Genomic DNA, 13221 nt, shown 5'->3' on the forward strand with positions numbered 1-13221 from the left:
CTTGATAGCCCGGACTCGGGCCAAACCTGATGTCGTCAAAAAGTAAATCCATTGACCCATTCGGCTCTTGGTCACTCAATTGGTGCCTTGGGTTGAGTACTCTGACGGCGTTGATGGCAGCCTTTGATGTCTACTGACATATTCCGTCATGGGTGAGCATAGTCAGCGTCGTTGAGGACGCAACGCCATTAGTCAAGAATTGAGGACAAAATCGGTTCAGCAGGCAGGCGGGGGTGTAAGACGGGAGACCATCGCGTGCAAGCTCGCGATGGCTTTTAACCAGACACTGCACAACTACAGACTCGCACTCACTTTCGTCGCCACCTCCCCCGGCACCCAAGCCTTCCACACCTGCGGCTGTTCGCGTAAAAACGCTTGGGCCACCTCACGCGGTTGCAGGCGTTTTTCGCTCATCCGACCCAGCGTCTGGTTCAGCAGATCGATCGGCAAATCGACCTTTTCAAAGAACGAAACAAGGTCCGGGTACTGCGCCTTGAATGGCGCCGACACGCCAATGGCCAAGCTGGCCGGCATCGAGCGTGTGCCCTTGGGATTGGGGTTGTTGGCATCGGCCAGGGTTTTCCAGGCGTCGGCATCGAACGGCGGTTCGTCGAGTTTCACCAGTTTGAAACGACCCAGCAGCGGCGTCGGCGACCAGTAGTAGAACAGCACCGGTTTGCCACGGCGGATCGATGAAGCGACTTCGGCATCCAGCGCCGCGCCGGAGCCGGTGCGGAAGTTGACGTAGCTGGCGGTCAAGTCATACGCCTTGAGTTTCTGGCTGTTGACGATCTCCGAGGTCCAGCCGGTGGGGCTATTGAGGAAACGGCCACGGCTTGGGTCTTCCGGGTCGCGGAACACGTCCTTGTATTTGGCCAGGTCAGCCACGGATTTCAGCTCCGGCGCCAGCGGCTTGATGCCCCGTTCCGGATCGCCCTTGATCACGTATTCCGGCACCCACCAGCCTTCGGTGGCGCCTTTCACCGTGTCACCCAAACCAAACACCTTGCCCTCGGCAGACGCCTTGACCCACGCCGGACTGCGCCCCGCCCACTCTTCGCCGATCACCTGAATGTCATTCTTGGCCAGTGCCGCTTCGAGGCTGACGGTGCTGCCCGGCAAGGTGTCGGTCGGGTAGCCGTAACCTTTTTCAACGATCAGGCGCAGGATTTCGGTGATCAGGCTGCCGCTCTCCCAAGTGATGTCGCCGAAATGGATGGGCACAGCTTTTTCCGCTGCCGGAACCTGGCTGACCACCAGGCTCAGCGCCAGCAACGAACTGCCGAGCAGGGTTTTGATCGATCTCATGCGGACCTCCGGGTCAAGGGTTGGTTGGCACTGTGCTGAGCGCACAGTGCCTGGGAGCGGGTCATATAAACGCTGACCGAACGCTGGGAAATACCCAGCTCGGCGGCGATTTGTGGATACGTGAGGCCGTCGACGCGCGACAGCAAAAAGGTCGCCCTGACCTTGCCCGGGAGTCGCTCGAGGATGCGGTCCAGGCTGTTCAGGGTTTGCGAAAGCTGCAGCAAATCTTCAGGCGATGGCCCGTGAGCCTGGTCCGACTGCGGCAGCTGTTCGAGGTGCCGACGCTCCAGATCGCGGCGCCGCCAGAGCTCATAAACCCTTCGGCGAGCGATGGTGGTGAGCAACGCGCGCGGCTCGCGAACAGGCGTCAGGCCGGGGGACTCGAGCAATTGCATGAAGGCGTCGGCGGCAATGTCTTCGACATTCGCGCCGGTTCCCAAATACTGGCGCAAGCGTGCGCACAACCAGGGGTAATGAGCGCGGAACACTCCGCCCACGTGATTACGATGGGAGTCGTCGGTGCCGGACATAGAGGCTCCAAAGGGTTAGGGGTCGCTGAATGTCCGGTGATCCGGTGGCGCGATCCTAACAAGGCGCCTTATTCTTTAATAATACCTAAAATGCATTTTTATATTCGATTTGGAACTTTCAGCACAAAAGGCTATAGCCGTGATGTTCCGCTTCCCGTTGATAGTCGAGGATGACCTGATAGTCGCTTTCGCTGGCAGGCAGCACTTCCTTCAGCCCAAGAATTTCGGCCACGTCGGGCAGTTCGCTCAAGGTCTGATTCATCACATTCAGCAGGTGCCCGGCCTGTTCATCACTTGTCCCGGCGGCCGAGATATACGGCAAGGTCGGACTGAACGCGCTACGGCTAACGATGCGCAGGCCGGCGACTTCTTCCCGGGCGTGTTGCGCCAGATAGGCAAAGGTCACGCTGTCGATGGCGGCCAGATCCGCGTGATTTTCACGCAGCCAGCGCAGGCTTTCGCGGTGGCTGCCGCTGAGGGCGACACGGGCGAAGAACTGTCCGTCGCGATGCAGCGGCGCCAGTCGATGGCGCAGCAGGTTCATGCCGCTGTTGGAGTCTTCACCATTGATCACGCCACGGCTGTCGCGAAAGTCAGGCAAGGTCCGCCGAGGATCATCGGCGCGACTCAGCAACAGGCTGCAATGGTTGCCAGCGGTGCTGTCCGGCAGCTCATAGCGCGGCCGCCCAATCACCCGGACCTGACCGCGCAATGCCGTCATCAGCGGATAGCCGCAGGTTTGGGTCAGCAACAGGCACGGAGAGCGCCAGAGCTCTGTCAGGGACAGGTCACTGGCATCGAGGCGATCGCCAGGGAACCGTTTGAGAATGCGCGTCAGCCAGCGTTCGTTGGCCTGGCGGATAGGCTCGGGAGCGACGTACATCAGCAGTTCGGCAAGGTGTTGTGTCATCGAAATATCCCAAACAACATCAATCAAGCCCGCTCCCACAGGGGGATTTGGCGGTGATCCAGAAAATCAGTGGAACGGATGCTGTGGGCTGTCGATGGCTTTCACACCATTCTCGCGCCACAACTGACCATACCCCCGCACCAGAAACCCGCCACTGCGCGCGATCCATTGCTCGCGGCGTGCGTGATACGCACGCGGCAAGTCGTACCACGCCAGCCCCGGCAAGTCGTGATGCACCAGGTGAAAGTTGAGATTCAGAAACAACCAGCGCCAAAGCCAGCCGGCTTCATTGAGCACGGTTCGTTGTTCGGATTGCGCGTGCGGGCGATGTTCATAGTAGGAGCGAATCATCGCAATCGACTGCGCTGGCACGCTGATCAGCAGCAGGTAATGCCACACCGGCAATACGCTGTAGCGGGCAATGAATGCCAGCATCAGCAAGGTCAGTGCGCCGTGGGTCAACCACATCAGCCAGGCCTGGCGATCACCGTTGACCAGCCGCTGCTGCTGTTCTTTCGCCAGTGCCAGCAAAGCCAGCGGCGCGCCGATCATGAAACGCCCGATCACGGTTTTGTTCAGCCGGTGCAGGCCTTGCTCGAACAGCGAACTGCCCTGCCACTGCTCCACACTGAGGTAACGGCTTTCCGGATCGCGCCCCGGAAGGGTCAGGTCTTCGTCGCGGTGATGCAGCAGATGGCTGTCGCGGTACAGGGTGTAGGGGTACCAAACGGCGAACGGTGCATAGCCGAGGATTTTGTTCAGCGACGTCCAACGGGTCGGGTGACCGTGGAGCAATTCGTGTTGCACCGACAACCACAACACCAGCACTGGCATCAGCAGCCCCGTGCTGCACCACAACCCCAATCGGTCACTCGCCAGCACCAGGCTGAACCAGCCGCCGTACACACCGATCAACAATAGCCAGGTCGGCCATTCGGTGCGGGCCGTCAGGCGTTGACGCAGGGTGTCGATTTCTTCTCGGTGGGCGCTATCGAAGTAATGGGGCATGGCGTTGCTCAGATCGGGGACCAGTCCCCTTCTGTGCATTGGCCTTGGGAAATCTTGCAGATTATTTGGTTATATCGTCAGACGCGCAGCAGGAGCCCGATGGCCGGGCTCCCTTGTCGCGGGATCAGTGACCGAACACATCCACCTTCTTGGCCTTCTTATCCGCGCGCTTTTCATCGGCGGTTTTCGCCGGCTTTTTCTTCGCTGCTTTCTTTGAATCCATGCCTTTGGCCATGATACGTACTCCACTCATACGGGATGTGAGATCAGGTATACACCTATCCCTGCGCGCACGTTCTTTTATAATCGCCCGCTTTGAACACCGACAGTCCAGACCCATGCCCGACACCCAGTACACCTTGCTCGACGAGCCGTTATGGCCACTGATGAACAAATTTTATCGAGCGCATCAATCGCCGATGAAAGCCGTGCGCGACGCTCGGTTATGGGTGGCCAGACGCAAGGAGATAGTGGCCGCGCTGTGCTTGCGACCGGTGGCGGGCGGCCATTGGTTGACGGGGCTGTTTGTCGACCCGGCCTGTCGCGAACAAGGGGTTGCCGGCGAGTTGATCGCGGCGGCGGTCAAGGATCTCGACTTCCCCGTGTGGCTGTTTTGCCATCCGGATCTGCGTGGCTTTTATGAACGTCGCGGCTTTGCCTTCGATCCGCAGATGCCGTACGCCATGGTGGAACGGTTGAGCCGTTATGCGCGCAGCAAGCCGATGATTGCAATGGGGCTTGAGCCAACCCGATAAAGCCCGAACGCCCCGTGGAGATCCCCTGCAGGGTTTGGCGGTGGACGCTTAATCGTCGGCGTTCGGATCAAGGTCCGGAAACATCACTTCGGTAAACCCGAACTTGCTGAAGTCGGTAATGCGCGACGGGTACAAACGGCCGATCAGGTGATCGCATTCATGCTGAACCACCCGCGCATGGAAGCCTGAGGCGATGCGCACGATGGGCTGGCCCTTGGGGTCGACACCTTCGTAACGAATCTGCTGATAACGGTCCACGGCACCACGCAGGCCCGGCACGGACAGGCACCCTTCAAACCCCTCCTCCAGCGTAGGGCTCAACGGTGTGATCAACGGATTGATCAGGATGGTTTGCGGCACCGCCTCGGCGTCCGGATACCGTTCACTGTGCTCGAAACCGAAGATCACCAGTTGCAGGTCGACACCGATCTGCGGCGCAGCCAGGCCCACGCCTCCGACGCTTTCCATGGTCTGGAACATGTCATCGATCAGTTGCCACAACTCAGGGCTGTCGAACATCTCGGCCGGAACCGGCGGGGCAACGCGCAGCAGGCGCTCATCGCCCATTTTCAGAATTTCACGGATCATTTGATGACTTCGTCAGTGGAGGAATCGAGCGAGTGATCGCGCCCCAATCCCGAAACGTGGTGTTTTTCGTAGTCATGGCCGTGTTCGCCAGGGACTTTCTCGCCGGGGTCCTTGCCTTCGCTCGACAAGTGCTCGATCACCGCATTCATCTCCGCGCCGAGCAACAGCACCGCGGCGGAAATGTAGAAGTACAGCAACAGCACGATGATCGCGCCGATACTGCCATACATGGCGTTGTAGTTGGCGAACTCCTTGACGTAAAGACCGAAGCCCACAGAGGCACAGATCCACACCACCACCGCCAGCACCGATCCCGGCGTGATAAAGCGAAACTCCTGTTTGACGTCGGGCATGACGTAATAAATCACTGCCACCGCGACCATCAGCAGAATCACCACCACTGGCCAGCGCACGATCGTCCAGAGCGTCACAATGAAGTCTTCGAGACCGACTTGCGCGGCGATCCAGCCCATCAACTGCGGACCAAGCACCATCAGCGCGGCCGCGACCAGCAGCATCCCGGCAATGCCGACGGTGTAGATGATCGACAACGGGAAGCGCTTCCACGCCGGCCGGCCTTCAACCACATCGTAGGCCGCGTTCATCGCGCTCATCATCAGCCGCACACCGGCGGAGGCGGTGTACAGCGCAATCACGATACCCACCGAGAGCAAGCCACCCTTGGATTGCTGGAGCTGGTCAATTACGGGGTTGACCTGCTCCAGCGCCTGGGGCGGCAAGACCAGTTCCGATTGCAGGCGCAGCCAGGAAAAAAAGTCCGGCAGGTGCAGGAAACCGATCAGGGCAATCAGAAACAGAATGAAGGGAAACAGCGAGAACAACATCTGATAGGCCAGCGCCGAGGCATAGGTCGACATTTCATCGTCGATGAACTCGGTGACCGTGCGCACCATCACACGGTGCAAGGGCAGGCCTTTCATGTCCGGGAAAATCATTAGCGTCTCCTTTCGCCGCAATATGAGGGATGAAGTCGTGGCGACTCAGGGGCCGTTTGCTACATCAAAGTAGCCTACTTGGCGACTTTGAAACAAATTCCGCGTTCAAGTTCAGGCTGACACAAAAACGGCCATCCGTGGATGGCCGTTCCTGATCATCGTCAAAGGCCGAATCAAGCCTTGTCGACGCCTTTCTTGACGGCGTCTTTGGCCTTGCCGACGGCTTGCTGAGCCTCGCCTTTCTTTTCCTGCACTTTGCCTTCGGCTTGCAGTTTGGTGTTGTCAGTGGCCTTGCCGACACCTTGCTTGACGTTGCCGACGGCTTCGTTGGCCATGCCTTTTACTTTATCGCCAGTGCTGCTCATGGTGTTGCTCCTGTGAACAAATCAATGAGAAATGTCGTTACACAAGGATTGACCGGGGGCGTTTGCAGGGAGTTTCATTTATTTTGTGCCGCACATTTCGTCGATCTTGGCAGGTTGGGCTTTATGTTTGGCGACCAACCCCCGAGAATGCGCAACGTATTCAGGCCATGGCGCTGAAGATCCAATCCCGTAGGAATGTTATGAAACTCGATAAAAAGCAGGCCATTGCCCGCAGAAACCAGGAACTTGGCGGTGCCGTGCTTGGCGTCAACAACTGCCATTTCACCGAATTGAACCGCAACCGCAACATCTGGTGGTTCGATATCCCGGTCGCGCGCCTGGCCATTGGTCAGTACGAATGGGTTCATTTGCTGATGCACACGCCGGACACCGACGAGCTGCTGCACCTGAAAGTGCCGACCGTGTTCCTGCGCGAGAAGCTTGAAGGCCTGGTGGTGCGCAATGAAGGCAAGCGTAAAGCGGCCCTGAGCCTGGAGCTGAGTGCCGACAAGGATTCGTTCTTGCAGGACATGCGCCCGGCCGGTACTAACGTCAACTTCGCGCCGTTCCGCCTGTAACAGCAAAATCAACAGCATCACGATCAGGCTCACTCCTACCATTTTGACCAGGTTGCTCCAGAAGGAATGCGATCAACTGTAGGAGCGGCCCTGCTCGCGAAAGCGCTTTGACAGACAAAGAAGTTCTACTATCAGACAAAAAAAGCCCCGCATCCGCGGGGCTCTTTGTTATTACGCGCCGACCTTTTTCGCGGCGATTTTCTTCAGTTCTTCGTCGCGCAGTTCGCGGCGCAGAATTTTGCCGACGTTGGTGGTCGGCAGTGCATCGCGGAACTCGACGGCACGCGGCACCTTGTAGCCGGTGACGTTCGCACGCATGTGCTCCATCACTTGCTCTTTGGTCAGCGTCACGCCCGGTTTGGCAACGATGAAGATCTTGATCGCCTCGCCCGACTTCTCGTCCGGCACGCCAATGGCCGCACATTGCAGCACGCCCGGCAGGGTCGCGAGCACGTCCTCCAGTTCGTTCGGGTACACGTTGAAACCGGAAACCAGGATCATGTCTTTCTTGCGATCGACAATGCGCATGTAGCCGTCCGGCTGAATCAGCGCGATGTCACCGGTCTTCAACCAGCCTTCGCTGTCGAGGATCTCATCGGTGGCTTCCTGGCGCTGCCAGTAGCCCTTCATCACCTGCGGGCCTTTCACGCACAGCTCGCCGATTTCGCCCAGCGGCTGCTCCACGCCGGCATCGTCAATGACTTTGCAGCGGGTCGAAGGGACCGGGATGCCGATGGTGCCGATCTGGATGTGCTGGATCGGGTTGACGGTGGCTACCGGGCTGGTTTCGGTCATGCCGTAACCTTCGCAGATGGCGCAACCGGTGACCGCTTTCCAGCGTTCCGCGGCAGCCAGTTGCAGGGCCATGCCACCGGACAGGGTGACTTTCAGCGCCGAGAAATCCAGCTTGCGGAAACCTTCGTTATTGCACAGCGCCACGAACAACGTGTTGAGGCCGACGAAACCGCTGAACTTCCACTTCGACAGTTCCTTGACCATCGCCGGCAGGTCGCGCGGGTTGCTGATCAGGATGTTGTGGTTGCCGATCAGCATCATCGCCATGCAATGAAAGGTGAACGCGTAGATGTGATAAAGCGGCAGCGGTGTGATCAGGATCTCGCAACCTTCATTGAGGTTGGAGCCCATCAGCGCCTTGCATTGCAGCATGTTCGCCACGAGGTTGCGGTGCGTCAGCATCGCCCCTTTCGCCACGCCCGTGGTACCGCCGGTATATTGCAGCACCGCGACATCACTGCTGGCCGGGTTCGCTTCAACCACTGGCTGACCATGCCCCTTGCTGAGCACGTCGTTGAATTTGATGGCTTTCGGCAGGTGATACGCCGGGACCATCTTCTTCACGTACTTGATGACGCTGTTGACCAACAGGCGCTTGAGCGGTGGCAGCAGGTCGGCCACTTCCGTGACGATCACATGCTTGACGCCAGTTCTCGGTACGACGATTTCCGCCAGGTGCGCCATATTGGCCAGGCAGACCAGGGCTTTGGCACCGGAGTCGTTGAATTGGTGTTCCATTTCCCGCGCGGTATACAGCGGGTTGGTGTTGACCACGATCAACCCGGCGCGGATGGCACCGAAGACGGCGACCGGGTACTGCAACACGTTGGGCAACTGCACGGCGATTCGATCACCCGGCTGCAAGTCGGTATGCTGTTGCAGGTAAGCGGCAAAGGCGCCGGACAATTCGTACAGTTCACCGTAGGTGAGTGTCTTGCCCAGGTTGCTGAATGCCGGCTTGTTGGCGAAGCGTTGGCAGGATTGCTTCAACACTGCCTGAATATTCGGGTACTCGTCTGGATTGATCTCGGCAGAAATCCCAGCTGGGTACTTATCCTTCCAAAAGTCTTCGATCATGGAAGCCCACTCCTCAGCAACGCGAATTCAGCACCGCATTTGATGCGATTATTATTGGTGTGTGTTTTTATCGGTGAGTCTGGCTTTTACTAGGCCGAGAAGTCACAAAGCGCGCCGAGAGTAGCAGCTTTGCCAAGGGTCGACCAGAGCCAAAAGCGGCCTCTACGGTCACATTTGTGACTCAAGAATTGCCAGCGGTCATTTTAGAGCAAAAAACCTATTAAGCCTGGAAAGCCCCGAAATCCGGGCCTTTCCAGATCCTTGAAAGCATCGCGGGCAAGCCCGCTCCCCCAGGTTCTGCGTCGCACAGATGCTTTGTGCACAACGCCAAACCGGTGGGAGCGTGGCTTGCCCGCGATTGCGCGAAGCGTCTGCCATTCAATGATCAAGCGATATCGCGCAACTCCCGCCGCAGAATCTTCCCGACCGGCGTCATCGGCAACGACTCACGCAACACGATGTGCTTGGGCACTTTGTACGCTGTGAAGTTTTCCTTGCAGTACGCCTTCAACTCTTCAAGGCTGACCCCCGCTTCACGCGCCACCACAAACAACTTCACCGCCTCCCCCGAACGCTCGTCCGGCACACCGATGACCGCACAGTTGGCGACTCTCGGGTGAGCCATTACCACGTCTTCGATCTCGTTCGGGTACACGTTGAAACCCGAGACGATGATCATGTCTTTCTTGCGATCGACGATGCGCACAAAACCGTCCGGGTCGATCACCGCGATGTCGCCGGATTTGAACCAGCCCTCGGCATCCAGCACTTCGGCGGTGGCTTCCGGCTTTTGCCAGTAGCCCTTCATGATCTGCGGGCCTTTGATGCACAGTTCGCCGCGCTCGCCCAACGGCTGCTCGACGCCTTCATCATTGATCACTTTCAACGTGGTGCCTGGCACCGGCAGGCCGACCGTGCCGATCCGCGATTGATCGCCGTACGGGTTGGTACAGGCCACAGGTGAGGTTTCGGTCAGGCCGTAACCTTCGGTGATGCGGCAACCGGTCAGCTGCTCCCAGCGCTCGGCGGTGGCCTTGACCAGCGCAGTACCGCCAGAGTTGGTCAGCTTCAGGCTGGAGAAGTCCAGGGTCTTGAAGTCAGGGTGGTCCATCAGCGCGACAAACAACGTGTTGAGCCCCAGCAACGCCGAGAAACGCCAGTTCTTCAGCTCCTTGATGAAGCCGCCAATGTCGCGCGGATTGGTGATCAGCACGTTGTGGTTGCCGGTCACCATCATGCACATGCAGTTCGCCGTGAAAGCATAGATGTGGTACAGCGGCAGCGGCGCGATCATCACCTCCTGCCCTTCGCGCAGCAGCGGCTGGCCGTCAGTGCCGAACTGCCCCAGGCACGCTCGCGCCTGTTGCATGTTCGCCACCAGGTTGCCGTGGGTCAGCATCGCGCCCTTGGCCAGACCGGTGGTGCCACCGGTGTATTGCAGCACGGCGATGTCGTCGAGGCTGACTTTCAGCGGCTTGATCCCCAGGCCACGCCCCCTGTGCAGCGCGCTCTTGAAGGAAATGGCCTGCGGCAACGAATACGCCGGGACCATTTTCTTGACCTTGCTGACCATGGTATTGACCAGCCAGCCTTTGGCGGCGGGCATCAGGTCGCCCATTCGCGCTTCGATCAGGTACTGGATGTCGGTGTCGGGCAGCACTTCCTGGACCTTCTGCCCGAACATGTTCAAGTACACCAGCGCCCGTACGCCGGAGTCCTTGAACTGATGACGCATCTCCCGCGCGGTGTACAACGGGTTGGTGTTGACCACGATCAGCCCGGCGCGCAAGGCACCGAACACGGCAATCGGGTAATGCAGGACGTTGGGCATCTGCACCGCAATGCGATCCCCTGGCGCCAAGTCAGTGTGGGCCTGCAGGTACGCGGCGAAGGCCAGGCTCTGGCGTTCCAGTTCGGCGTAGGTCAGGGTCACGCCCATGTTGCTGAAGGCTGGGCGGTCAGCAAATTTCTTGCAGGAACGCTCGAACACCTCAATCACCGACTTATAGGCCCCAAGATCGATGTCCAGGGGCACGCCGGCCGGGCGCTTGTCATTCCAGAAATCAGGTTGCATTGTTCTTGTCCTCTTTGACCTGAGCCTATCCGGGCCGCTTTTCTGTCACTTCTAAAAAACATGAAGCGAAAGGCGGGGCTTCACGGACACTAGCAGTTATGGCGATTCAGGCAAATACAGCCAACGCCGTCATTGACCGCGTGAATCTTCCTGCCGTGGCGCGGCCTGATCAGACGGCAAGCGCGGGATGCGCTATACAATGCAATCACGCCCATGCCATATGCAGCCCATGCAAAGGAATCGCCATGATCCACGACACGTTCTGGCTGACCGCGAGTGACCACAGCCGCCTCTTCGTCAACCAGTGGCTGCCCGCCTCGCCGTTAAAAGCCGTGATCCTGCTGGCCCATGGCATGGCCGAGCACAGTGCTCGCTACGCCCGGCTGGCGGAAAAATTCTGCGAGCAAGGCTACGGCGTGTATGCACCGGATCTGCGTGGACATGGCAAAACTGCCGAAAACGGAACGCTGGGCCATTTCGCCGACGACGATGGCTGGTGCAAGGTCGTCGGCGACCTCGCCAGCCTCAACCAGCACATTGGTCAACAACATCCTGGCGTGCCCATTGTGTTGCTCGGTCACAGCATGGGCAGTTACATCGCCCAGGCTTATTTGCTGCATCACAGCGCCAGCCTGCACGGTGCGGTACTTAGCGGTTCAAACTTCCAGCCCGTGGCGCTCTATCGTGCGGCACGGCAGATCGCCCGTCTGGAAAAGTTGCGCCAAGGGTCCAAGGGCCGTAGTGCACTGATCGAATGGCTGTCCTTCGGCTCGTTCAACAAACAATTCAAACCGGCGCGCACCCGTTTCGACTGGCTCAGTCGCGACCCGGCAGAAGTGGACCTGTACGCCAACGACCCGCTCTGCGGCTTTCGTTGCACCAATCAGCTGTGGATCGATTTGCTCGGTGGGTTGCAGCAAATCAGCAAAGCGTCCAATCTCGCCCAGATCGATCCGGGCCTGCCGCTGCTGGTGATTGGCGGCGAATGTGATCCGGTGAGCGAAGGCAAACGTCTGAAAGATCTGGCTGACGCCTTGCGCGCAGCCGGCAGCCAGAACCTGCGCCTGACCATTTACCCACAGGCGCGGCATGAACTGTTCAATGAGCGCAACCGCGACGAAGTGATCAACGACGTGCTGCAGTGGATCGCCGAGGCTCTCAGCCACCGCCGGCCACCCCGGTCGGAATAGTTTTTTTGTGGATTCATTTATTCGTCACAGGAATCGAGACAGATGACCCAGGTTACCAACACCCCTTACGAAGCCCTCGAAGTCGGCCAGACCGCCAGTTACAGCAAGAAGGTCGAAGAGCGCGACATTCAGTTGTTCGCCGCGATGTCCGGCGACCACAACCCGGTGCACCTGGACGCCGAATTTGCCGCGGGCACCATGTTCAAGGAACGCATCGCGCATGGCATGTTCAGTGGTGCACTGATCAGCGCCGCCGTCGCTTGCGAGCTGCCTGGGCCGGGGACTATCTATATCGGACAGCAGATGAGCTTTCAGAAGCCGGTCAAGATTGGCGACACCCTGACTGTGCGTCTGGAGATCCTCGAGAAACTGCCGAAGTTTCGTGTGCGCATCGCCACCCGTGTGTTCAACCAGAATGATGAATTGGTGGTGGACGGCGAAGCCGAAATCCTCGCGCCGCGCAAGCAGCAGACCGTAACGTTGCCGGTATTGCCGGCGATCAGCATCGGTTAATCGACCTCGCACAAAAAAACGCCAGGCAGGCTGGCGTTTCTTGGCAGGCAACGAACGCTTACGAGCGTGCGCGAGCCTGGTTGCGCAGGGCTTTCACCTGATCATGATTGCGTTGCACGCCGTGGTACTGACGTTCAACCAGATCACGAATCCCCACCAGGTTGTGCTTGTTGATTTTCTCCATGGCTTCGCGGTAAGCCTTCAACGCATGGTCTTCACCGCGTTCTGCCTCGTTCAACACGGCTTCTTCATCCTTGCCGGTGAACATTGACTTCACGTCGACCCAGCGACGGTGCAAGTCGCCGCTGACACTGGTGGACGTTTCCGGATCACCGCCCATCGAACGCACCGCGGATTGCAGTTCGGCCGCCGCAGTGGCGCAATCGGCAGAACGCTGAACGAACAGCGTTTTGAGTTCTGGGTGCTTGATGTCTTCAGCGCAAGTCTTGAACCCTTCCTGACCGTCTTTGCTGGTTTCAATCAGGTCGTTAAGTACAGAGATGGCTTCTTTATTCATGTCGGTCATTTTTCAATTCCTTGCGGGTTGATGAAAGATGTATGAACTATTGCACCC

Annotated in this window: 14 protein-coding genes; 4 read left to right on the forward strand and 10 right to left on the reverse strand. The window is 58.7% G+C overall.

Going from position 1 to position 13221, the window contains the following annotated elements:
* Positions 1-294: 294 nt before the first annotated feature.
* From NL116_RS23620 to NL116_RS23635, 4 genes are all read right to left on the reverse strand, one after another.
* The gene (locus tag NL116_RS23620; RefSeq protein ID WP_494374267.1) at positions 295-1308 is read right to left on the reverse strand and encodes an ABC transporter substrate-binding protein; all 1014 of its coding nucleotides are present in this window, start codon (positions 1306-1308) and stop codon (positions 295-297) included.
* Positions 1305-1838 carry a sigma-70 family RNA polymerase sigma factor gene (locus NL116_RS23625; RefSeq protein WP_494374268.1) on the reverse strand — a complete coding sequence of 178 codons (534 nt, stop codon included), beginning with the start codon at positions 1836-1838 and terminating at the stop codon, positions 1305-1307. The genes NL116_RS23620 and NL116_RS23625 overlap by 4 nt, the downstream gene beginning before the upstream one ends.
* Before the next feature lie 118 nt (positions 1839-1956).
* Positions 1957-2748 carry a phosphate/phosphite/phosphonate ABC transporter substrate-binding protein gene (locus NL116_RS23630; RefSeq protein WP_494374269.1) on the reverse strand — a complete coding sequence of 264 codons (792 nt, stop codon included), beginning with the start codon at positions 2746-2748 and terminating at the stop codon, positions 1957-1959.
* 66 nt (positions 2749-2814) lie between these two features.
* Positions 2815-3756 (reverse strand): fatty acid desaturase, encoded by a 942-nt coding sequence (locus NL116_RS23635; protein ID WP_494374270.1) that lies wholly within the window; start codon positions 3754-3756, stop codon positions 2815-2817.
* A gap of 338 nt (positions 3757-4094) precedes the next feature.
* Here NL116_RS23635 and NL116_RS23640 point away from each other — a divergent pair, with 338 nt between their 5' ends.
* Complete coding sequence (locus NL116_RS23640; protein ID WP_494374271.1) at positions 4095-4511, forward strand: GNAT family N-acetyltransferase; 417 nt, start codon at positions 4095-4097, stop codon at positions 4509-4511.
* Between the two features lie 48 nt (positions 4512-4559).
* Here the strand turns inward: NL116_RS23640 and def are convergent, their stop codons facing one another.
* The 3 genes from def to NL116_RS23655 all read right to left on the reverse strand — a co-directional run bounded on the left by def (position 4560) and on the right by NL116_RS23655 (position 6420).
* The gene (gene def / locus NL116_RS23645; protein ID WP_027923869.1) at positions 4560-5099 is read right to left on the reverse strand and encodes a peptide deformylase; all 540 of its coding nucleotides are present in this window, start codon (positions 5097-5099) and stop codon (positions 4560-4562) included.
* The gene (locus NL116_RS23650; RefSeq protein WP_494374272.1) at positions 5096-6055 is read right to left on the reverse strand and encodes a YihY/virulence factor BrkB family protein; all 960 of its coding nucleotides are present in this window, start codon (positions 6053-6055) and stop codon (positions 5096-5098) included. The genes def and NL116_RS23650 overlap by 4 nt, the downstream gene beginning before the upstream one ends.
* A 173-nt stretch (positions 6056-6228) precedes the next feature.
* Positions 6229-6420 (reverse strand): CsbD family protein, encoded by a 192-nt coding sequence (locus NL116_RS23655; RefSeq protein WP_053122994.1) that lies wholly within the window; start codon positions 6418-6420, stop codon positions 6229-6231.
* A gap of 200 nt (positions 6421-6620) precedes the next feature.
* Here NL116_RS23655 and NL116_RS23660 point away from each other — a divergent pair, with 200 nt between their 5' ends.
* Positions 6621-6998, forward strand: coding sequence for a hypothetical protein (locus NL116_RS23660; protein ID WP_027923866.1), 378 nt, complete (start codon positions 6621-6623; stop codon positions 6996-6998).
* 171 nt (positions 6999-7169) lie between these two features.
* Here NL116_RS23660 and fadD1 read toward each other — a convergent pair whose 3' ends face one another.
* Both fadD1 and fadD2 read right to left on the reverse strand, forming a co-directional pair.
* Positions 7170-8870 carry a long-chain-fatty-acid--CoA ligase FadD1 gene (fadD1, locus tag NL116_RS23665; RefSeq protein ID WP_494374273.1) on the reverse strand — a complete coding sequence of 567 codons (1701 nt, stop codon included), beginning with the start codon at positions 8868-8870 and terminating at the stop codon, positions 7170-7172.
* 385 nt (positions 8871-9255) lie between these two features.
* On the reverse strand, positions 9256-10944 hold the full coding sequence (gene fadD2 / locus NL116_RS23670; protein ID WP_494374274.1) for a long-chain-fatty-acid--CoA ligase FadD2: 1689 nt from the start codon (positions 10942-10944) through the stop codon (positions 9256-9258).
* Between the two features lie 245 nt (positions 10945-11189).
* On the opposite strand from fadD2, the gene NL116_RS23675 reads away from it, so the two are divergent.
* Positions 11190-12134, forward strand: a complete 945-nt coding sequence (locus NL116_RS23675) for an alpha/beta hydrolase (RefSeq protein WP_494374275.1) — start codon at positions 11190-11192, stop codon at positions 12132-12134.
* A gap of 42 nt (positions 12135-12176) precedes the next feature.
* Positions 12177-12647, forward strand: coding sequence for a MaoC family dehydratase (locus tag NL116_RS23680; protein WP_494374276.1), 471 nt, complete (start codon positions 12177-12179; stop codon positions 12645-12647).
* Positions 12648-12705: 58 nt separating this feature from the next.
* Here the strand turns inward: NL116_RS23680 and NL116_RS23685 are convergent, their stop codons facing one another.
* Entirely contained in the window at positions 12706-13173 is a 468-nt protein-coding gene (locus NL116_RS23685) for a ferritin-like domain-containing protein (RefSeq protein ID WP_027923861.1), read from the reverse strand.
* Positions 13174-13221: the final 48 nt, after the last annotated feature.

Source organism: Pseudomonas sp. FBCC-B1667 (assembly GCF_059133255.1).